Origin of the sequence: Pseudomonas sp. NY15181, assembly GCF_048068055.1 — a bacterium.
Lineage (GTDB): Bacteria > Pseudomonadota > Gammaproteobacteria > Pseudomonadales > Pseudomonadaceae > Pseudomonas.
Genome location: NZ_JBLUPT010000006.1, coordinates 186,036 through 207,873, shown reverse-complemented (window position 1 = coordinate 207,873; position 21,838 = coordinate 186,036). Strand labels below are relative to the sequence as shown.

Annotated in this window: 19 protein-coding genes; 11 read left to right on the top strand and 8 right to left on the bottom strand. The window is 64.9% G+C overall.

All coding sequences use genetic code 11. The features are described from left to right. Position 1: 1 nt before the first annotated feature. The 10 genes from ACNFBT_RS16260 to cobA all read left to right on the top strand — a co-directional run bounded on the left by ACNFBT_RS16260 (position 2) and on the right by cobA (position 12,602). Positions 2-580 carry an ANTAR domain-containing response regulator gene (locus ACNFBT_RS16260; protein WP_416751010.1) on the top strand — a complete coding sequence of 193 codons (579 nt, stop codon included), beginning with the start codon at positions 2-4 and terminating at the stop codon, positions 578-580. Positions 581-788: 208 nt separating this feature from the next. After that, entirely contained in the window at positions 789-1,478 is a 690-nt protein-coding gene (locus tag ACNFBT_RS16255) for a polysaccharide lyase family 7 protein (protein WP_416751008.1), read from the top strand. Positions 1,479-1,564: 86 nt separating this feature from the next. Further along, the gene (locus ACNFBT_RS16250) at positions 1,565-1,993 is read left to right on the top strand and encodes a thioesterase family protein (protein ID WP_416751006.1); all 429 of its coding nucleotides are present in this window, start codon (positions 1,565-1,567) and stop codon (positions 1,991-1,993) included. A gap of 79 nt (positions 1,994-2,072) precedes the next feature. Further along, positions 2,073-2,564 carry a cytochrome C gene (locus tag ACNFBT_RS16245; protein WP_416751004.1) on the top strand — a complete coding sequence of 164 codons (492 nt, stop codon included), beginning with the start codon at positions 2,073-2,075 and terminating at the stop codon, positions 2,562-2,564. Between the two features lie 318 nt (positions 2,565-2,882). Beyond that, positions 2,883-4,094, top strand: coding sequence for a nitrate/nitrite transporter (locus tag ACNFBT_RS16240; protein WP_416751002.1), 1,212 nt, complete (start codon positions 2,883-2,885; stop codon positions 4,092-4,094). 215 nt (positions 4,095-4,309) lie between these two features. Further along, positions 4,310-5,980: a protein kinase domain-containing protein gene (locus ACNFBT_RS16235; RefSeq protein ID WP_416751000.1), complete on the top strand. Its 1,671-nt coding sequence runs from the start codon at positions 4,310-4,312 to the stop codon at positions 5,978-5,980. Between the two features lie 274 nt (positions 5,981-6,254). Beyond that, on the top strand, positions 6,255-8,705 hold the full coding sequence (gene nirB, locus ACNFBT_RS16230; RefSeq protein ID WP_416750998.1) for a nitrite reductase large subunit NirB: 2,451 nt from the start codon (positions 6,255-6,257) through the stop codon (positions 8,703-8,705). Positions 8,706-8,761: 56 nt separating this feature from the next. Further along, positions 8,762-9,091 carry a nitrite reductase small subunit NirD gene (gene nirD / locus ACNFBT_RS16225; protein ID WP_416750996.1) on the top strand — a complete coding sequence of 110 codons (330 nt, stop codon included), beginning with the start codon at positions 8,762-8,764 and terminating at the stop codon, positions 9,089-9,091. 22 nt (positions 9,092-9,113) lie between these two features. Further along, entirely contained in the window at positions 9,114-11,828 is a 2,715-nt protein-coding gene (locus ACNFBT_RS16220) for a molybdopterin-dependent oxidoreductase (RefSeq protein WP_416750994.1), read from the top strand. Positions 11,829-11,864: 36 nt separating this feature from the next. Continuing rightward, positions 11,865-12,602 (top strand): uroporphyrinogen-III C-methyltransferase, encoded by a 738-nt coding sequence (cobA, locus tag ACNFBT_RS16215; RefSeq protein WP_416750992.1) that lies wholly within the window; start codon positions 11,865-11,867, stop codon positions 12,600-12,602. A 69-nt stretch (positions 12,603-12,671) separates the two neighbouring features. Here the strand turns inward: cobA and ACNFBT_RS16210 are convergent, their stop codons facing one another. From ACNFBT_RS16210 to ppsA, 8 genes are all read right to left on the bottom strand, one after another. Beyond that, positions 12,672-13,727, bottom strand: a complete 1,056-nt coding sequence (locus tag ACNFBT_RS16210; RefSeq protein ID WP_416750991.1) for an OmpA family protein — start codon at positions 13,725-13,727, stop codon at positions 12,672-12,674. A 108-nt stretch (positions 13,728-13,835) separates the two neighbouring features. Further along, positions 13,836-14,426, bottom strand: a complete 591-nt coding sequence (sigX, locus tag ACNFBT_RS16205; protein ID WP_416750989.1) for an RNA polymerase sigma factor SigX — start codon at positions 14,424-14,426, stop codon at positions 13,836-13,838. A 72-nt stretch (positions 14,427-14,498) separates the two neighbouring features. Beyond that, complete coding sequence (locus ACNFBT_RS16200; protein WP_416750987.1) at positions 14,499-15,323, bottom strand: mechanosensitive ion channel family protein; 825 nt, start codon at positions 15,321-15,323, stop codon at positions 14,499-14,501. Between the two features lie 2 nt (positions 15,324-15,325). Further along, the gene (locus ACNFBT_RS16195; RefSeq protein ID WP_416750985.1) at positions 15,326-15,574 is read right to left on the bottom strand and encodes a CrfX protein; all 249 of its coding nucleotides are present in this window, start codon (positions 15,572-15,574) and stop codon (positions 15,326-15,328) included. Positions 15,575-15,628: 54 nt separating this feature from the next. After that, a complete protein-coding gene (locus ACNFBT_RS16190) occupies positions 15,629-16,627 on the bottom strand; it encodes a zinc transporter ZntB (protein ID WP_416750983.1) in 999 nt (332 codons plus the stop codon). Positions 16,628-16,720: 93 nt separating this feature from the next. Beyond that, positions 16,721-17,209 carry a ribonuclease E activity regulator RraA gene (gene rraA, locus ACNFBT_RS16185; RefSeq protein ID WP_152222602.1) on the bottom strand — a complete coding sequence of 163 codons (489 nt, stop codon included), beginning with the start codon at positions 17,207-17,209 and terminating at the stop codon, positions 16,721-16,723. Positions 17,210-17,314: 105 nt separating this feature from the next. Next, positions 17,315-18,289: an alpha/beta fold hydrolase gene (locus ACNFBT_RS16180; protein WP_416750981.1), complete on the bottom strand. Its 975-nt coding sequence runs from the start codon at positions 18,287-18,289 to the stop codon at positions 17,315-17,317. Positions 18,290-18,356: 67 nt separating this feature from the next. Next, the gene (gene ppsA / locus ACNFBT_RS16175; protein ID WP_416750979.1) at positions 18,357-20,726 is read right to left on the bottom strand and encodes a phosphoenolpyruvate synthase; all 2,370 of its coding nucleotides are present in this window, start codon (positions 20,724-20,726) and stop codon (positions 18,357-18,359) included. A 165-nt stretch (positions 20,727-20,891) separates the two neighbouring features. Between ppsA and ACNFBT_RS16170 the strand changes: the two genes are divergently transcribed. Beyond that, positions 20,892-21,710, top strand: a complete 819-nt coding sequence (locus ACNFBT_RS16170; protein WP_152222596.1) for a pyruvate, water dikinase regulatory protein — start codon at positions 20,892-20,894, stop codon at positions 21,708-21,710. Positions 21,711-21,838: the final 128 nt, after the last annotated feature.

The window sequence follows — 21,838 nt, the reverse complement described above, 5'->3', positions numbered from 1 at the left end:
CATGCTGCGCGTCTTGCTGATCAACGACACCCCGAAGAAGGTCGGGCGCCTCAAGGCAGCGCTGGTGGAATCCGGCTTCGACGTGGTCGACGAATCCGGTCTCACCGTCGACCTGGCGCAACGCGTGGAAGCCCTGCGCCCGGATGTGATCCTCATCGACACCGAATCCCCCGGCCGCGACGTGATGGAGCAGGTGGTGCTGGTCAGCCGCGACCAGCCGCGCCCCATCGTCATGTTCACCGACGAGCACAACCCGCAGGTGATGCGCCAGGCCATCCGCTCGGGGGTCAGCGCCTACATAGTCGAAGGCATCCAGGCCCAGCGCCTGCAACCGATCCTCGACGTCGCCATGGCGCGCTTCGAAAGCGACCAGGCGCTGCGGGCGCAACTGCTGGCCCGCGACCAGCAACTGGCCGAGCGCAAGCGCATCGAACTGGCCAAGGGGCTGCTGATGAAGATGAAGGGCTGCCCTGAGGAAGAGGCCTATACCCTGATGCGCCGCCAGGCCATGGGGCGCCAGCAGAAGCTGGTGCAGGTGGCCGAGCAGATCATTGCAATGCACGAGATGCTCGGGCACTGACAGGCCATCTGCCAGCGGCGGCATCCCGCGATCAGATCGCCAGCCCGCCTGCTGGCCCCCGCCCGCGCGGCCACTGCGTATCCTCCGCGCGCCGCGCCAGATCTAGTGCGGCGCCCTCGCTTCCATTGCACGACCATGGAAGTCCGCAGTGCGGCCTGCTGGCCAGGAACCCGCCGGTCGCATCCGACCCCTTCGCGAGCGAGACAGCATGATCGACCTTTCCACCTGGAACCTGACCATCCCCAACGACCCCCGCCCCACCGAAATCACCACCCAGCAACTGTTGAATGGCTACCAGAGCAGCTACTTCAAGCGCGATGGCGACAGCATCGTGTTCTGGGTACCGGTCAACGGCTCCCACACCGAAGACAGCACCTACCCGCGTACCGAGCTGCGCGAAACCAAGCGCGACGGCAGCATCTACAACTGGTACTACACCGGCGGCGACAACGAGCTGCGCGCCACCCTGAGCGTCGGCCGCGTCCCCTCGCAGAACAAGATCATCATCGGCCAGATCCACAGCAAATCGCCCACCAGCGGCGACGGCGAGCCGCTGGTGAAGCTGCAGTACTACTACCACCCCGACACCCAGACCGGCAGCATCGAAGCCCTGGTGCGCAACCACCCCACCGACACGGTCAGCAAGAACATCCCGTTGCTCAAGGACGTGCGCCTGAACGAGCGCGTGACCTACAGCCTGCGCGTGACCTCCAGCGGCCAGCTGGGTCTGCGCGCCGAAACCTCCGATGGCGAGCAGAAGTACTACGGGCAGGCCCTGAGTACGACCTGGAGCAAACAGCTGCTCTACTTCAAGGCCGGCGCCTACATCAGCGACAACAAGGGCACCGACGACGAAGGCGGCCGCGTGACCTTCTACCATGTCAACCTGACGCACTGACGCGTCCATTCAGCCCGCCTATGGCACTGCGAAACCGGCGGCGGGCCCCGTACAATGGCGCATTCTCAGCGATCCGAGAGCGCCCCATGGCCCGCCTGAAACTGGAATTCCCCGAAGAACTCTTCATCTACACCACCAAGCTGACCGTGCGCGTCACCGACATCAACGGCGCCAACCACCTGGGCAACGACTCGATGATCTCGATGATTTCAGAGGCCCGCGCGCGTTTCCTGTTCGACTACGGCATCCGCGAGTCCGGCATCATCGTCACCGACCTGGCCACCACCTACCGCGCCGAAGCCCATGCCCGCGACCAGTTGCTGTTCGAAGTCGGCGTCATGGACTTCAACAAGTACGGTGGCGACATCATCTTCCGCATCACCCGCCCGGCGGACGGCACCCTGGTGGCCATGGCCAAGTCCGGCTTCGTGTTCTTCGACTACCAGATCGGCAAGGTCGCGCCCATTCCCGAAGCGTTTCGTGACGCATTCCCCAATGTGAACTGGATCGCCTGAACCTCGCCGGGCAGGGATGCTGGCAACGCGCTATACCTCTGGAGCCGTAAACCAAACCGACATCAGAGGAGAACTCCCAATGCCGTCCTTCCTTCGGGTGGGCGCGCTGTCCGGCTGTCTGTGCCTGCCTATCCTGACCCTGTCCACGCCCAGCCCGGCGGCGGACACCGACTCCCTGCAACGCGGCCGCTATCTGGTCCAGATCGCCGGCTGCAACGATTGCCACACCCCCGGCTACGCCATGGCCCCCGAGAAAGTCCCGGAAAGCGCCTGGCTTACCGGTGACCAGCTGGGCTGGAGCGGCCCCTGGGGCACCACCTACCCCGCCAATCTGCGCCTGTACATGCAGGACCGCAGCGAGGAGCAGTGGCTGGCCACGGCGCGGCAGGCGAATTTCCGCCCGCCCATGCCCTCCCATATATTGCGCGTGATGAGCGAGGACGATCTGCGCGGGATCTACCGCTACATCCGCCAGCTGGGGCCGGCCGGACAGGTCGCTCCCGCCTACCTGCCGCCGGGCAGTGCCCCCAAGGGGCCGGCCGTCGTCTTCCCCTCTCCGCCACCTTCCTGAGCCATCGCCCCAACGGGGAGCACGCCCTGACCGCGAGCGCCCCGTTGTGGTACAGCCCACACTTCACGACTTCCTCTAACCCCTTGGTTCGCCGCGACTTTTCACTCTTGGCCCGCGCCTTGCTGTAGGCAGGCTGATGGTAATCAACGGCGATTACCCGACTACGACAAAGGCGTCGCATCCACACCCGCACCGTGCGGTGGGTGGAGCGACGCCTTTTTTGTTTGCCCCGGCGCAGGGGCCCACGACCTTCTCGAACCCGGCGGCTGCCGCGTGGCGCACGACCGGGCTCCTCAACCGTTGCTGATGAGGTGTTCGATGAACACGAGTTTCTGGAAAGCCGGCCATGCGCCGACCCTCTTTGCCGCCTTCCTCTATTTCGACCTGAGCTTCATGGTCTGGTACGTCCTCGGCCCACTGGCGGTGCAGATCGCCACCGACCTGCAACTGACCACGCAGCAGCGTGCGCTGATGGTCGCCACGCCGATCCTCTCCGGCGCCATCCTGCGCTTTCTCATGGGCCTGCTGGCAGATCGCTGGTCGCCCAAGGCCGCCGGCATCCTTGGCCAGGCCATCGTTATCTGCGCCCTGTTCGGCGCCTGGCGGCTGGGCATCCACAGCCTGGAACAGGCGATGATCCTCGGCGTGCTGCTGGGCATGGCCGGCGCCTCCTTCGCCGTGGCGCTGCCGCTGGCTTCGCAGTGGTACCCGCCGCAGCACCAGGGCAAGGCCATGGGCATCGCCGGTGCGGGTAACTCCGGCACCGTGCTGACCGCCCTGTTCGCTCCGACCATCGCCGCGGCCTTCGGCTGGCAGAACGTCTTCGGCTTTGCGCTGATTCCCCTGCTGGCGACTCTGCTGGTGTTCGCCCTGCTCGCCCGCAATGCACCGGAGCGCCCCGCGCCGAAAGCCGTGGGCGACTACCTGAAGGCGCTGGGCGACCGCGACAGTTGGTGGTTCATGTTCTTCTACAGCGTGACCTTCGGCGGCTTCCTGGGCCTGGCCAGCACCCTGCCCGGCTACTTCCACGACCAGTACGGCCTGGACCCGGTGAAAGCCGGCTACTACACCGCCGCCTGCGTCTTCGCCGGCAGCCTGATGCGCCCGCTGGGCGGCGCCCTGGCCGACCGCATCGGCGGCATCCGCAGCCTGCTGGTGATGTACACCGTCGCCTCGATCTGCATCGCCGCCGTGGGCTTCCACCTGCCCAGCGCGGTGGCGGCGCTGAGCCTTTTCGTGGTCGCCATGCTCAGCCTCGGCGCGGGCAATGGCGCGGTATTCCAGTTGGTGCCGCAGCGTTTCCGCCAGACCATCGGCGTGATGACCGGCCTGATCGGCATGGCCGGCGGCATCGGCGGTTTCTGCCTGACCGCGGGCCTGGGCGCGATCAAGCAGGCCACTGGTGACTACCAGCTCGGCCTGTGGCTGTTCGCCAGCCTCGGCGTGCTGGCCTGGTTCGGCCTGCACGGGGTGAAGCTCCGTTGGCGCACCACCTGGGGCAGCGCGGCCGTCACCGCGGCGCGGGTTTAGGCTATGCCCTTTGCAGCGGCACGCAATTTTTGCAGGAGCAACTGTCTTTCTACGGAAAATCCGTGCACCTGCTTACCGCTCTCCCCAAGGAGAGGGAGCCGCCCGTGCCGGCTGACGCCATGGGTTCACCTTGCACCGAACGGTCCCCTCTCCCTCTGGGAGAGGGTTAGGGTGAGGGCCGCCCCTAGCGCAAATCCATCCCACAGGAGCCGGACATGAGCCTGACCCTGAGCTTCGCCCAGGCCAGCGCCACCGGCCCGCGCGACGAGAACCAGGATGCCCTGCGGGTGGTCACCCCGCCCGCAGGACTGGCCGCAAGCAAGGGGCACCTGTTCGCCATCGCCGACGGCGTCAGCCACTGCGCCGACGGCGGCCTGGCCGCGCGGCTGACGCTCCAGGCGCTGGCCGCCGACTACTACGCCACCCCCGAGACCTGGGCCGTCGCCCAGGCCCTCGACCGCCTGCTGATCTCGCAGAACCGCTGGCTGCAAGCCAACGGCGGCGGCCAGCCGCTGCTCACCACCCTGAGCGCGCTGGTCCTGCGCGGACGGCGCTTCACTCTCGCCCACGTCGGCGATTGCCGCCTGTACCGCTGGCACGCGGGACTTCTGGAATGCCTGACCCAGGACCATGTCTGGGAACAACCCGGCATGCAGCACGTGCTCAAGCGCGCGCTGGGGCTCGACCAGCATCTGGTGGTGGATTACCGCGACGGCGAGCTGGAAGCCGGGCAATGCTTCCTGCTGGTCAGCGACGGCGTCTGGGCGACCTTGGGCGACAGCGGTATCCAGCGCCTGCTGGAAGACGCGCAAAGCCTCGAGAGTTGCGCCGACGCCCTGGTCAACGCCGCGCACCTCGCCGGCAGCCAGGACAACGCCAGCGCCCTGCTGCTGCGCGTGGACGAACTGCCGCCGGCCAGCCTCGGCGATGCCCTCGCCCAGCTCGACCACTGGCCCGCGCCGCCCGCCTTGAGGGACGAGCAGGAGTTCGAAGGCTGGGAGGTCGAAGGCCGGCTGGCGCAATCGCGCCAGTCACTGATCTACCGCGTCCGCGACCGCCAGGGCCGCCCCTGGCTGCTGAAAACGCTGCCACCGGCCCAGCACGATTCCCCCGAGGCCGCCCAGGCGCTGCTGTTGGAGGAATGGTTCCTGCGCCGCGTGCAGGGCCGCTATTTCCCCGAACTGCACAGCCTGCCGCAGCGCCAGCACCTGTACTACGTGATGCGCGAGTACCCGGGCCAGACCCTCGCCGAACACCTCAAGCTCAACGGCCCGCTCCCCCTCCCAGACTGGCTGGACATCGCCCATCGCCTGCTACGCGGGCTCGGCCAGCTGCACCGGCGCAACATCCTGCACCGCGACATCAAGCCGGAGAACCTGCACTGGGCCAACGACGGCGAGCTGCGCCTGCTGGACTTCGGCCTGGCTTATTGCCCTGGACTGTCACGGGAAGACCCGCACGACCTCCCCGGCACACCCAGCTACCTGGCACCCGAGGCGTTCCAGGGCGCAGCGCCGGACGCCCGCCAGGACCTCTACGCCGCCGGTGTCACGCTCTACCGCCTGCTTTGCGGCCATTACCCCTACGGCGAGATCGAAGCCTTCCAGCATCCGCGCTTCGGCGCGCCGGCGCCGGCCAGTCGCTATCGACCGGACGTGCCGGCCTGGCTGGACGACTGGCTGGCCCGCCTGACCGCCGCCCAGCCACAGCAGCGCTTCGAAACCGCCGAGGAATGCCTGCTGGCCCTGGAACAGGGGGAACGCCAGGCCCCGGCCCGTCCGCGCCCACTGCTGGAACGCGAGCCGCTGCGGGTCTGGCGCGGGGTCGCGCTGGCCTCGCTGGCGATCAACCTGGCGCTGCTGTTCTGGCTGCTGCACCACGGCTGAGGTCGCACCAGATCGGTTCGAAACGCTTCACCGCAGTGCACGTGCCCGCCCGGAAAATCCTCCGAATCGACCGCAAGGCCCGGAAATCCGGGCCCCGGACAAGTTGGCACAGCCTCTGCAATAGCCCTGACAACAATCTACAAAAGCGCGTCCCTCAACGAAGAGGCTCGCACTTCCCGATCGATCGGGACTTGGACAAAGGCGTCCTCGCTGGGTAACCGGCGGGACGCCTTTTTTGTTTATGCGTGATTTTTCCGTGACGCGGAGCCCTGACATGAAAAAGCTCAAGCTCGTATTGATCGGCAACGGCATGGCCGGTGTGCGCACCCTGGAAGAACTGCTGAAGATCGCCCCGGACCTCTACGACATCACCGTGTTCGGCGCAGAACCCCACCCCAACTACAACCGCATCCTGCTCTCCCCCGTGCTGGCCGGCGAGCAGGCCTTCGAGGACATCGTCCTCAACGACCTCAACTGGTACAGCGAGAACGGCATTCGCCTGCTGCTCAACCGCAAGGTCACCCGCATCGACCGCCATCGCCGCAAGGTCTACGCCGAAGACGGCAGCGAGGCCGAGTACGACCGCCTGCTGATCGCCACCGGCTCCAACCCCTTCATCCTGCCGGTACCAGGCAATCGCCTGGAGGGCGTGATCGGATACCGCGACATCGCCGACACCCAGACCATGATCAACACCGCCGGCAGCCACAGCCACGCGGTGGTCATCGGCGGCGGCCTGCTCGGCCTGGAAGCGGCCAACGGCCTCAAGCTGCGCGGCATGGACGTCACCGTGGTGCACCTCTCCGACTGGCTGCTGGAACGCCAGCTGGACCGTACCGCCGGCAAGCTGTTGCAAGGCGCGCTGGAAGCCCGCGGCATCCATTTCCGCCTGAACACCCAGACCGAGGAGTTGATCGACGACGGCAGCGGCCGGGTCTGCGCCATCCGCTTCAAGGACGGTGAAGTGATCGCCGCCGACCTGGTGGTGATGGCCGCCGGCATCCGCCCCAACACCGAACTGGCGGAAAAGACCGGCCTGCCCTGCAACCGGGGCATCCTGGTCAACGACACCCTGCAGACCTATGACCCGCGCATCTACGCCCTGGGCGAATGCGCCAGCCACCGCGGCATCGCCTACGGCCTGGTGGCGCCGCTGTTCGAGCAGGCCAAGGTCTGCGCCAACCACCTGGCCATGCTCGGCTTCGCCCGTTACCAGGGCTCGGTGACCTCCACCAAGCTCAAGGTCACCGGCATCGACCTGTTCTCCGCCGGCCAGTTCATGGGGGGCGAAGGCACCGAGACCATCACCCTCTCCGACCCCATCGGCGGCGTGTACAAGAAGCTGGTGATCAAGGACGACGTGCTGGTCGGCGCCTGCCTCTACGGCGACACCGCGGACGGCGGCTGGTACTTCCGGCAGATCCGCGAGAACCACAACGTCGCCGAGATCCGCGACCACCTGATGTTCGGCGAGAGCAGCCTCGGCGACGTCGGCCACCAGGGCCAGAGCAGCGCGGCGAACATGCCCGACAGCGCCGAAGTCTGCGGCTGCAACGGCGTGTGCAAGGGCACCATCGTCAAGGCGATCCAGGAGAACGGCCTGTTCAGCGTCGACGAGGTGAAGAAGCACACCAAGGCCGCAAGCTCCTGCGGCTCCTGCGCAGGGCTGGTGGAGCAGATCCTGATCAGCACCGTGGGCGGCGCGGCGGACGTGAAGCCCAAGAGCGAGAAAGCCATCTGCGGCTGCAGCGACCTCAATCACGGCCAGGTGCGCCAGGCGATCCGCGACCATCACCTGATTACCCTGAGCGATGCCATGCGCTTCATGGACTGGCGCACCCCGGACGGCTGCGCCACCTGCCGCCCGGCGCTCAACTACTACCTGATCTCCACCTGGCCGGGCGAAGCCAAGGACGACCCGCAGTCGCGCCTGATCAACGAACGCGCCCACGCCAACATCCAGAAGGACGGCACCTACTCGGTGGTCCCGCGCATGTGGGGCGGCGTGACCAATGCCGCCGAGCTGCGGCGCATCGCCGACGTCGCCGACAAGTACCAGGTGCCGATGGTGAAGGTCACCGGCGGCCAGCGCATCGACCTGCTGGGCATCAGAAAGGACGACCTGCCGGCGATCTGGAAGGAGCTGGACATGCCCTCCGGCCACGCCTACGGCAAGTCCATCCGCACCGTGAAGACCTGCGTGGGCAGCGAGTTCTGCCGCTTCGGCACGCAGAACTCGACCCAGTTGGGCATCGACCTGGAGCACGACCTGTTCAACATGTGGTCGCCGCACAAGGTCAAGCTGGCGGTCTCCGGCTGCCCGCGCAACTGCGCCGAGGCCGGCATCAAGGACATCGGCATCATCGGCGTGGATTCGGGCTGGGAGCTGTACATCGGCGGCAACGGCGGGATCAAGACCGAGGTGGCGGAGTTCTTCGTCAAGCTCAAGACCTCGGACGAAGTGCGCGAGTACAGCGGCGCCTTCCTCCAGCTCTACCGCGAGGAAGCCTTCTACCTCGAACGCACCGTGCACTACCTGCAACGGGTCGGCATGGAGCGCATCAAGAAGGCCGTGCTGGAAGACGCGGAAAACCGCAAGGCGCTCAACGCGCGCCTGCAGTTCTCCCTGTCCCTGGAACAGGACCCGTGGCAGGAGCGCATCGCCCAGCAGCCGCTGAAGAAGGAATTCGAACGGATTCCGCTCAAGCAACTGGAAACCGCCTGACTGCCCGCCGGGCCTCGCCATCGGGGCCCTTCCCATCCGAATGCTGGAGACACCCCATGAACTGGTTCGACATCTGCGCCCTGGACGACATCAACCCGCTGGGCTCCCGCGTCATCGCCGGCCCCCAAGGCGACATCGCGATCTTCCGCACCTCTGACGACGAGGTCTTCGCCCTCGACGACCGCTGCCCGCACAAGGGCGGTCCGCTGTCCCAGGGCCTCATCTACGGCAAGCGCGTGGCCTGCCCGCTGCACAACTGGCAGATCGAGCTGGCCAGCGGCGAAGCCGTCGCCCCAGACCAGGGCTGCGCCCATCGCCACGACGTGAAGGTCGAGGATGGACGCGTGCTGCTGGCCATTCGCGCGCCCGTGGCCAATTGCGCCTGAGTCAGAGGAGCGAGGCCGAGCCATGAACCCGAACCGTCGCACTACCGCATCCACCTGCTGCTACTGCGGGGTGGGCTGCGGCGTACTGATCGAGCACGACGACGAGCGCATCCTGGGCGTACAGGGCGATCCGGCCCATCCGGCCAACTTCGGCAGCCTGTGCAGCAAGGGCTCGACCCTGCACCTGACCGGCGATGCCGCCGCCCGCGCGCAGTTCCCGGAGCTGCGCCTGGGCAAGGGCCTGGCGCGCAGCCGCACGGACTGGAACACCGCGCTGGAACATGCGGCCGGCGTCTTCGCCGAAACCCTCCGCGAGCACGGACCGGACAGCGTGGCCTTCTATGTCTCAGGGCAGTTGCTGACCGAGGATTACTACGCCTTCAACAAGCTCGCCCGCGCCCTGGTCGGCACCAACAACATCGACAGCAATTCGCGGCTGTGCATGTCCTCGGCGGTAGTGGGCTACAAGCGCAGCCTCGGCGCCGACGCCCCGCCCTGCAGCTACGAGGACATCGAACTGGCCGATTGCGTGATGATCGCCGGCAGCAACATGGCCTACGCCCACCCGGTACTGTTCCGCCGCCTGGAAGAAGCCCGCGCGCGACGCCCGGAGATGAAGCTGATCGTCATCGACCCGCGCGTTACCGACACCACTGAGGCGGCCGACCTGCACCTGGCCATCCTGCCCGGTACCGACGTCGCGCTGTTCCACGGCATCCTGCACATCCTGCTGTGGGAGGGCTGGATCGACCGCGCCTTCATCGACGCCCACACCGAAGGCCTGGATGAACTGAAAGCCCTGGTGCGCGACTACGGCCCGCTGGCCGTGGCGGAAATCTGCGGCATCGCCGTGGATGACCTGCAACGCGCCGCGCAGTGGATCGGCCAGGCCCCGTCCTTCCTGTCGCTTTGGTGCATGGGCCTCAACCAGTCCACCGCCGGCAGCGCCAAGAACAGCGCTCTGATCAACCTGCACCTGGCCACCGGACAGATCGGCCGCCCCGGCGCCGGCCCCTTCTCCCTCACCGGCCAGCCCAACGCCATGGGCGGCCGCGAGACCGGCAGCCTGTCCAATCTGCTGCCAGGACATCGCGAGGCCGGCAATGCCGAGCACCGCGCCGAAGTCGCCACCTACTGGGGCGTCGAGCAGTTGCCGGAGACCCCCGGCCTGAGCGCCATCGAGCTGTTCGACGCCGTGCGCGACGGCCGCATCAAGGCCCTGTGGATCGCCTGCACCAACCCGGCGCAATCCCTGCCCGACCAGACCCGCATACGCGAAGCCCTGGCTACCTGCCCTTTCGTCATCGTTCAGGAAGCCTTTACCACCAGCGAAACTTGCCAGTACGCCGACCTGCTGCTGCCTGCCGCCAGCTGGGGCGAGAAGGAAGGCACGGTGACCAACTCCGAACGGCGCATCAGCCATGTGCGCCCGGCCATTCCCGCCATCGGCGAGGCGCGGGCGGACTGGAACATCGTCTGCGACTTTGCCCGTCGCCTGGAACAGCGTCTGCGGCCTGGTGAAACCAGCCTGTTCGATTTCGATTCGCCGTCCGCGCTGTTCGATGAATACAAGTTGCTGACCCGTGAGCGCGATCTTGATCTCTCCGGTATCAGCTACGCGCTGCTGGACAGCCGTGGCCCGCAACAGTGGCCGCTCCCTTCGGACACTGCCCAGGGCACCGAGCGCCTCTACAGCGACGGGCAATTCCCCACGGCCAATGGTCGCGCCAAGCTGATCGCCGAGCCCTACCGCGCCCCCAAGGAAAAGCGCGATGCGCGCTATCCCCTGATCCTCAACACCGGCCGCCTGCGCGATCAGTGGCACGGCATGACCCGTACCGGCACGGCGCCGCAGTTGTTCGGCCACGTCGAAGAGGCCGTGCTGGGCCTGCATCCGGACGAACTACGCCGCCGCCGCATCAGCGACGGCCAACTGGTGCGCCTGCACAGCCGGCGCGGCGCACTGGTGCTGCCGGTGCAGGCAGACGACCGCCTGCGCCCCGGGCAGGCCTTCCTGCCCATGCACTGGGGCGATCGTTTCCTCAAGGGACTGGGCATCAATGTCCTCACCCTGCCAGCCGTTGACCCACTGTCGCGTCAGCCCGAACTCAAGCACGCCACCGTGGAGGTCAGCCGCATCGAGCTGCCCTGGCAGTTCTTCGCCCTGGTGGAAGGTGACCTGCAGTCGCGCTTCGATGCCCTGCGCCCGCTGTTCGAAGACCTGCGCTACGCCAGCTTCAGCCCCACCGGCCGCGAGCGTCCGGCCCTGGTGATCCGCGCCGCACACGTTGAGGCGCCTAGCGCGGAATGGCTGGCTGCCATCGATGCGCTGCTCGATCTCAACGAGGGGCCGGTCATGGCTTACGACGATCCCCGCCTCTCGGTCGGCAAGCGCGTGCGCATTGAGCAATCGCGCATCGTTTCGCTGCGCCTGGCGGGGGAAACCGCCGCCCGCGCCTGGCTCCGCGAACTGTGGAAGGAAGGCCGCGCCGACCAGGAACTGCGCCGGTGGCTGCTCGCCCCGCTCAGCGCGGCGCCGGGCAAGGCCGGCACCGCGTCGGACAAGACTCTGTGCAACTGCCTGAACGTCAGCCAGAGCCGCATCCAGGCCGGCATCGACAAGGGCCTGGACCTGGACGGCCTCAAATGCGAACTCAAGTGCGGGACCGCCTGCGGCTCCTGCGTACCGGAAATCAAACGTCTGCTGGCCCGGCACCCGCTGGCCGCGACGGCCTGAATCGAGCCGCGTAGACGGTAGCCCGAGGAGATGGATATGAGTGGAAAAGTCTGGCTGATCGGCGCAGGCCCGGGTGATCCGGAGCTGCTGACCCTCAAGGCGGTACGTGTCCTGGCACAGGCCGAGGTGGTCCTGATCGATGATCTGGTCAATCCGGCGATGCTGGAACATTGCCCATCGGCCCGGGTGATTTCCGTCGGCAAGCGCGGCGGCTGCCGCTCCACCCCGCAGGATTTCATCCATCGGCTGATGCTGCGCTATGCCCGCCAGGGGCGATGCGTGGCGCGCCTGAAAGGTGGCGATCCGTGCATCTTCGGGCGTGGCGGCGAGGAAGCCGACTGGCTCGGCGCGCGGGGTATCGAGTGCGAACTGGTGAACGGGATTACCGCCGGACTGGCAGCTGCGACTCAGTGTCGCATCCCGCTGACCCTGCGTGGCGTGAGCCGGGGCGTGACCCTGGTGACCGCCCACACCCAGGACGACAGCCCCCTGAACTGGCGCGGCCTGGCCGAAGGCGGCACGACGCTGGTGGTGTACATGGGCGTGGCGAAGCTGGCGGAAATCCGCGACGGCCTGCTGGACGGCGGAATGTGCACCGACATGCCGGTGGCGATGATCGAAAACGCTTCCCTGCCCAGCCAACGCGAGTACCGCAGCCTGTTGAAGGACATGCTCGACGATGCACAACGTTTCGCCCTGAAAAGCCCGGCAATTCTGGTGATTGGCGAGGTGGCCGCCGCCGCGCAACAGGTCGCACTGGTCCGCAGCGCCTGAGCCAAGCGCTTTTCTGCAGGCAAAGAAAAACCCGGCCTAGGCCGGGTTTTTCTCAGGAGCTCAGACCAATTACTTGGCTTGGGCTTCTACTTGGGCTTCTACGCGGCGGTTAACAGCGCGGCCTTCGGCAGTTGCGTTGTCAGCAACCGGACGGCTCTCACCATAACCAACAGCGTTTACGCGGCCGCCTTCAACACCGTACTCGTTGACCAGTACGTCACGAACGGCGTTGGCACGACGCTCGGACAGCTTCTGGTTGTAGGCGTCGGTGCCGACGGAGTCGGTGTGGCCTTCAACGGTGGTGGAGGTGGACGGGTACTGCTTCATGAAGTCAGCCAGGTTCTTGATGTCAGCGTAGCTGTTCTCTTTAACCTTGGACTTGTCGAAGTCGAACTTCACGTCCAGCTGAACGCGAACGACTTCAGCAACAGCCGGGCAGCCGTTGGCGTCAACGGTGACGTTGGCCGGGGTGTTCGGGCACTTGTCAACGTTGTCGCAAACGCCGTCGTTGTCGGAGTCGGAGCAGACTTCAGCAACCGGCTCCGGAGCCGGGGCGGCTTTGCCACCACCGAAGTTCATGCCGACGCCCAGGCCAGCCATCCACTCGCCCTGGTGACCGTTGTCACGCTGCTCCAGGCCGTACTGGCCGTCGAGGCTGGCTTTGGCGTAGAAGTTCTCGGTGAAGTAGTACTTCAGACCGGTACCGATCATGGCCATGGTCAGGTTCTGACGGCTGCCATTGTCGTCGTGGATGTTGGTCAGGCTCTGGTGGCCGATACCTGCCGACACGTACGGACGCAGGTTGCCAGCACCCGGAGTGCCAAAGTGGTAGATGGCGTCCAGAGTGCTCAGGTTGCCGTGAACCTTCTTGTTGCCGGTCTCGTAGGTGCCACGAACGTCGTGGTACTCACCATAGGACAGAGCCAGTTCGACGTCGTCGGTCAGGAAGTAGCCGACCGAGCCGCCGTACAGGTCCGCGTTCTTCATATCGCGGGTGCTGTCGGTGAAGTAGCGCTTGCCGAAGGCCTCGACCTCGACCGCGCCCTGGCCTTGAGCAAAGGCGTTTACAGCGGTGGCGGCGATTACAGAGCCGACAACGACGCCAAGGGTGTTCTTCAGTTTCATCCGTTAAATCCCCATCTTGGTGGTCAATAAGTTGTCAAGCCATAGGCCGTACAACTTGGTGGGCAAGTTTATCAGAACTTCCCCGTCAAAGAGACAATATTTCCTAAACTAAGATTCCGTCACACCGGAAAACTTTTCCCGCAATCGATCGAGTGCACGCTTGTAGCGCATTTTGGTGGCGCTCAACCCCATGTGCATGATATCGGCGATTTCCTGGAATTCGAGCTCGGCCACGAATCGCAACACCAGAATTTCCCGATCAATGGGATTGACATGAACTAGCCATCGGTCTAGCCCACCACGCTCTTCCACTTTCGGAGACTTCTCTTCGGAAGCCTCCTCCACCGGATCCAGACTCAGCGCATCAAGCAATCGCCGTTTGCGCCGCTCCTTCCGATATTGGGTAATGCACTCGTTGTAAGTGATGCTGTACAACCAGGTCTTGAACTTCGATTTGCCCTCGAAGTTCTTCAAACCATACAGAACCTTCAACATCACTTCTTGACACACATCATCGGCGTCCCGGTCATTGCCCAGATATCGGGCGCAGACATTGAACAGCGTGCGCTGGTAGCGGCGCATCAGCTCTTCATAGGCCCGGGTCACGTGGAACAGCTCCGCATGAGAACGCTCCACCAGCTCCTCATCGGTGAGCTGGCGCGGGTCGTAGCGCAAGGGCAGTGATTGCGGCGTGTTCAAGTCGGGTCGGGCCAGGTCATGTCAGCGGCCGATGCAACCCCCATGGAGCGGCATCGGCGATCGGTCATCATCTCAGCGACTGGTCACTCGCTGATCGAGCAGGATGCGGTTGGCGATGGACACCAGCTCGCCCTCATCCGTCAGCAGGATAGTCTTGATGGTACCAATTTCCTCGATGATGCCTTCGACATCCGCGACTTTCACTTGCTGCCCGACATGGTACAGCTCACGCACATAAATGCCCGCGATGATCTGACCGGCGACCTCCCGGCTGCCCAGGCCGAGGGCCAGCGCCGCCGCCAGGCCGATGGTGATCAGCACGATAGCGATGATGTAGTTCAGCAGGTCGGTCTTGACCTCGAGCTGGCCGATGGCCACCGAGATACTTATGATGATGACCAGCCACTGGGCGACACGCCCCAGGCCATTGGCGTATTCGAGGCCGACGCCATCCGCGGCGCCGCGCACCAGGCTGTTGGCCAGTTGGGCGAGGAGAATGCCGACGATCAGCACCAGCGCAGCGCCGAAGACCTTCGGCAGGTACAGCGCGAGCATGTCGAGGGTGGCGGAAACGCGCTGCAGACCCAGCGACTCCGCGGCGGAGACCAGGAACACCAGCAGGACGAACCAGTAGATGATCTTGCCGATCAGGGTCGAGACCGGCACCTGGATACCGGCGCGGGACATCAGCTTGGTCAGGCCGGTGCCCGCCATCAGACGGTCCAGGCCCAGCTTGGCCAGCAGCTTGGACAGCAGCGCGTCGAGCAGCTTGGCGACGATGAAGCCCAGCAGCACGATCACCAGCGCGGCGAGCAGGTTCGGAATGAACCCGGCCAGCTTGCCCCACAGGGTGTTCATGGCGGTGAGCAGGCTTTGCGTCCAGATGTCGAATTGCATGTTCAATCGGCCTTGTCAGCGGAAGGGGCGGAATTCTGCACGCGGCGCGAAACGGGCGCAAGGTGAGCGGCACCGCGGGTGACGCCAATGGACAGCGCTTCCAGCCAATGGCCCATCATGCTGAACAGATCACCCGCGCCGACCTGCCGGTTGGCGGTCTTGAGCACGCGATCCAGGCGCGAGTCATCGCCCGGCTGCTCCGGCGGCATCTTCAGCAGATCGCGCAAGGATTCTTCAAATGGGTCGTGCATACGCACCTCGCCTGTGTGAGGTGCTTGACGCCCCCACCACCTCAAAAGTCACACCTAGAGCCAACGCAGGCGGCGGAAGACCCACCACTGGAACGCCGCGATGCCGCCGATCAGCAGGCAGGCCAGCGCGAAACCATAAGGCGCCTGCTGCCCCGGAATACCGCCGACGTTGATACCCAGAAGCCCCGTCACGAAGCTCATGGGCAGGAAAAAGCCGGTAATGATACCAAGCAGATACATGGTGCGGTTCATTCGTTCGGTAATTCGACGATGTTCGGCCTCCTGAATCAGGCTGATGCGCTCGCGAATCAGCTCCAGCTCCTCCAGGTTCCGGGTCAGGCGGTTGTACAGCTCGTTCCAGTAGTCAGCGTCATCGGCAACCGCCCAGGACAGCTTGAATTTGATCATCTGCGCGTAGATGTCGCGCTGGGGCGAGAGATACCGCCGCAACCCGGCGGCGCGCCGGCGCAGCGTGCGCAACTGGTGCTGGTCGGGAATGCTGCGCTCGTCCTCCTCGATGGCCTCTTCCATGGTGTCGAGCTGGTCGGCCAGGCCGCCGATCAGCGTATCGACCCGGTCGGTGAGGTAGTGCGCCAGGTACAGAACCACTTCCGAGGCCGTTTTCGGGCCGCGCCCGGCCGCGAGGTCGGTGCGCAGGTCGGCCACTGCCTTGAGCGGGCGCAAACGCAGGGAAATCACCCGTTGCGACTCGGCGTAGACGCGCAGCGATACCATGTCTTCCGGCACCGCTCCGGGGTTCAGGTTCACACCCCGCAGGAACAGCAGCAGGCGCTCGCCGCCCAGATCGACCAGGCGCGGACGGGTCGCCTCCTCCAGCAGCAGGTCGCAGGCGAACTCATTGAGTCCGCTGGACTCGCGCAGCCAGCTCTGCGCTTCCGGGACGCCACGATCCCAGTGCACCCAGAGACTTTCCTCGGGCTTGAGATCCAGCAGCGGCAATTCATTGCGGGAGACCTCCCGGGCGCCGCCACGCCCATCGAGCACGAAGCCGTCGATCAAGCCGCGCTCGGTGCCACTTTCGTATGCCTGCATGCCCTCTCCCGCGTTCGCCCCTGGGGCGCTCCATGAAAAATGCCGGAAGCCTTCGCTTCCGGCATTGACTCGAACCGAGCTCGGAGGTTCGATTTATTCCGGCATTTTCAACGCCTTAGGCGAAACGATAATGCCGTTGTTGTCGGCATAGACGAACTCGCCCGGGCGGAAGGTGATGCCACCGAAGGTCACCGCGACGTTCAAATCGCCGATGCCGCGCTTGTCGGTCTTCATCGGGTGGCTGGCCAGCGCCTGCACACCGAGGTCGGTCTGGGCGATCACGTCGACGTCACGGATGCAGCCGTACACCACGATGCCTTCCCAGCCGTTCTTCGCCGCCTTCTCGGCCAGCATGTCGCCGAGCAGCGCGCGGCGCAGCGAGCCACCGCCATCCACCACCATGACCTTGCCCTTGCCGTCCTTCTCGACCTGCTCCTTGACCAGCGAGTTGTCCTCGAAGCACTTGATGGTGACGATCTCGCCACCGAAGGAGTCCCGCCCGCCGAAGTTGCTGAACATCGGCTCGACGACCTGGACCAGCTCCGGATAGGCATCGCACAGATCGGGGGTGACGTAATGCATGGAGACGCTCCTCTTGATGAAAACGGATAAGGCAATCCGGCCCTGACGTGACCGAAAGGCTCACTGGCGTCACAGTCTACCCGCTACGGCGCCGACGAGGAACGCTCAAGCCTGCGCCAGAGCGCCCTGCCCGGCCGGCAACGCACCCTGCTCCAGCCAATGCTGCAGCAGAGGCCAGACTTCACGCTGCGCCCCCTTGCTGATCAGCATCTCGACGTGGCCGAAGTCTTCGGAGAATCCGTGTCGCTTGCCCAGGCGCAGGTATTCCCGGACCTCGGAGCCAAACTGTTCCAGCAGCTGGCGGCAGGCCCAGGCCGGGTCCTGGTAGTCACCGTCGGAGGCCACCGCGAGCACTGGCACATTGACGTTCTGCAGACCACCCCACCAGTCGTTGTCCTTCTCGCCGAAGCGGCCGAACAGGCTGTACCAGCGCAGGGTTTCCAGGGCGAGACCAAGCGGTTCGTCTTCAGGACCGCGCTTGAGCCTGGAGCCGGACAGGCCACCCATGCGCTTGAGCAGGAAGCGCCCGCTCCAGGCCACGGGCGGCAGCTTGAGTGGCCAGTAAGTGCGGCTGATCTGGCTGCCACAGAGCGCCACGCTGGCCGCCTGCCCCTCTTCCAGATAGCCGCCGCCGAGCGCCGCCGCCAGGGTAATGCCACCCAGGGAATGGCCGATCCAGTGCGGCGCCTGGGCGCACTGCTCGACGACGAAGCTGGCGATCGCCGGCAGGTCGAATCGGGCGTAGTCGGCCACGCGGTTGCGGTCGTAGTCCTGGTTACGCGGAGAAAGCCCGTGCCCGCGCATTTCCGGAATCCAGACGTCGAAGCCGGCACGCGCCAGGTACGGGCCGAAGCCGATGCACTTGGGCGAATACCAGAAGCGGCGGTTGGAGAAGCTGCCGTGCAAGAGGATTACCGGCACACCACGGGGGCCGTCGCGCCCCCCGAGACGGGTGAGCACCAGTTCGACGCTGGAGTCGGGGCTGTTGCCCGGTTTCAAGCGGTACACGTCCTCGGTGAGGTCACCGCGGAACTCTGCGCTCAGGAGCGCAACGGGAAAGAGTTGACTGCTGCTTTGCATGGAATCGGCTGGCACAAAAAAGGGCGGGTGAAATCACCCGCCCTTTTCTCAGATGGTGAAGGAACCGTCAGGACTGGCCTTCGGCAAGGAAGAACCAGGTATCGAGGACCGAGTCGGGGTTAAGCGACACGCTCTCGATGCCCTGCTCCATCAGCCACTTGGCGAGGTCCGGATGGTCCGACGGGCCCTGGCCGCAGATGCCGATGTACTTGCCTGCGCGGTTGCACGCCTGGATGGCATTGGACAGCAGCTTCTTCACCGCCGGGTTACGTTCGTCGAACAGGTGCGCGACGATCCCGGAGTCACGGTCCAGGCCCAGGGTCAGCTGGGTCAGGTCGTTGGAGCCGATGGAGAAGCCATCGAAGAATTCCAGGAACTCATCGGCCAGCAGGGCGTTGGACGGCAGTTCGCACATCATGATGACGCGCAGGCCCTTCTCGCCACGCTTCAGACCATTGGTGGCCAGCAGGTCGACGACCTGGGAGGCTTCGCCCAAGGTACGCACGAACGGCACCATCAGCTCGACGTTGGTCAGGCCCATCTCGTTGCGAACCTTCTTCATCGCGCGGCATTCGAGCTCGAAGCAGTCGCGGAAGGACTCGCTGATGTAGCGCGAGGCGCCACGGAAGCCGAGCATCGGGTTCTCTTCTTCCGGCTCGTACAACTTGCCGCCGATCAGGTTGGCGTATTCGTTGGACTTGAAGTCCGACAGACGCACGATGACCTTCTTCGGCCAGAAGGCGGCGGCCAGGGTGCTGACGCCCTCGACCAGCTTCTCGACATAGAAGCCGACCGGATCGTCGTAACCGGCGATGCGCTTCTCGACGCTGTCCTTGATGTCCGCCGGCAGGCTTGCGAAGTTCAGCAGCGCCTTGGGGTGCACACCGATCATGCGGTTGATGATGAACTCCAGGCGGGCCAGGCCCACACCTTCGTTCGGCAGTTGGGCGAAGTCGAAGGCGCGGTCCGGGTTGCCGACGTTCATCATGATCTTGAACGGCAGATCGGGCATGGCGTCGACCGAGTTCTGGCGGATGTCGAAGCCCAGTTCGCCTTCATAGATCACGCCGGTGTCGCCTTCGGCGCAGGACACGGTCACGCGCTGGCCGTCCTTCAGCGCCGCGGTGGCGTTGCCACAGCCGACGACAGCAGGAATGCCCAGCTCACGGGCGATGATCGCCGCGTGGCAGGTACGGCCGCCACGGTTGGTGACGATGGCGCTGGCGCGCTTCATCACGGGCTCCCAGTCCGGGTCGGTCATATCGGAGACCAGCACGTCGCCCGGCTGGACCTTGTCCATCTCGGAAACGTCATGGATCACCTTCACCGGGCCCGCGCCGATGCGCTGGCCGATGGCGCGACCTTCCACCAGGACCTTGCCCTTTTCCTTGAGCAGGTAGCGCTCCATCACGTTAGCGCTGACGCGGCTCTTCACGGTTTCCGGGCGGGCCTGGACGATGTACAGCTTGCCGTCGTCGCCATCTTTGGCCCACTCGATGTCCATCGGACGCTCGTAGTGCTTCTCGATGATCAGGGCCTGCTTGGCCAGCTCGGTCACTTCGGCGTCGGACAGGGCGAAGCGCGCGCGATCGGCCTTCTCCACATCGACCACCTTGACCGACTTGCCGGCCTTGGCTTCTTCGCCATAGACCATTTTGATGGCCTTGCTGCCCAGGTTGCGACGCAGGATCGCCGGGCGACCGGCCTCCAGGGTGGGCTTGTGGACGTAGAACTCGTCGGGGTTCACTGCACCCTGCACCACGGTCTCGCCGAGGCCGTAGGCGCCGGTGATGAACACCACATCACGGAAACCGGACTCGGTGTCCAGGGTGAACATCACGCCGGCGGTGCCGGTTTCCGAGCGGACCATGCGCTGCACGCCGGCGGACAGGGCGACCAGCTTGTGGTCGAAGCCCTGGTGCACGCGGTAGGCGATGGCACGGTCGTTGAAGAGGGAGGCGAAGACTTCCTTGGCTGCGCGGATCACGTTGTCCACGCCACGGATGTTCAGGAAGGTCTCCTGCTGGCCGGCGAAGGAGGCGTCCGGCAGGTCTTCGGCGGTCGCCGAGGAGCGTACGGCAACAGCCATGTTGTCATTGCCGCCGGCCATTTCGATGAAGGCCTTGCGGATATCGGCGTCGAGCTGGGCCGGGAATTCGGCATCCATCACCCACTGGCGGATCTGCGCGCCGGTCTTGGCCAGGGCATTCACGTCATCCACATCGAGAGCGTCCAGCGCAGCATGGATGCGATCGTTAAGGCCGCTCTGCTCGAGGAAGTCACGGTAGGCCTGGGCGGTGGTAGCGAAACCACCCGGTACGGAAACGCCGGCACCGGCGAGGTTGCTGATCATTTCGCCCAGGGATGCGTTCTTGCCCCCCACACGTTCGACATCATGGACGCCGAGCTTATCGAGGGAAACTACGTACTCTACCAAGGTGATCTCTCCACTAAGGTGTTGGAAAAGGTCGTACGGGCCGGTGCGGCGCCACTCTTCTGGCCCGGGCCAGAAAAATGAGTAAGAATGCCCCGGCAAAGGGCCTTGCAAACGCGCGGCCTATCATAGCCAAGAAACGTTCCTACCTTAAGGCCCGCAGCGCATATGAAACGAACTGCATTCTTCATTTCCGACGGCACCGGCATTACTGCCGAAACCCTCGGCCAGAGCCTTCTTGCGCAGTTCGAGAACATCAACTTCGTCAAACTGACGCGACCTTACATCGATACCGAAGAAAAAGCGCGCGTCATGGTACAGCAAATCAACAATGCTGCCGAGGCGGACGGGGCACGCCCGATCATCTTCGACACCATCGTAAACCGCGAGATCCGTTCGGTCCTTGCGCAATCCAACGGTTTCATGATTGACATCTTCTCGACGTTTTTGTCCCCGCTTGAGCAGGAATTGTCCGCAGACTCGTCGTATTCCGTCGGAAAATCCCACAGCATCGGCCACAACTCCAATTACATGGAGCGTATCGACGCAGTTAACTTTGCGCTCGACAACGACGACGGCGCCCGCACCCACTACTACGACAAGGCCGACCTGATCCTGGTGGGCGTATCGCGCTCCGGCAAGACCCCGACCTGCCTTTATATGGCACTGCAGTATGGCATCCGCGCAGCGAACTATCCGCTGACCGAGGAGGACATGGAGCGCCTGCAGCTGCCCAATGCGCTCAAGCCCTACAAGCACAAGCTGTTCGGCCTGACCATCGATCCCGACCGGCTCACCTCCATCCGCAACGAGCGCAAGCCCAACAGCCGCTACGCCAGCTTCGCCCAGTGCGAGTTCGAGGTGCGCGAGGTGGAGAACCTGTTCCGCCGCGAGAACATCGCCTACATCAACTCGACGCATTTCTCGGTGGAAGAGATCTCCGCCAAGATCCTCGTCGAGAAAGGCGTGGAGCGCCGGCTCAAGTAGCCACCCCACTCTCGAAATACCCTCAATCGACGGCCGGCATCCCCGGCCGTTAGTCTTTCTGCAGCCTCTCGCCAACCCGCCTATCATTCTGTAGACCCGAGATTTGCCCGTGGCATTTTTAGCGGGTC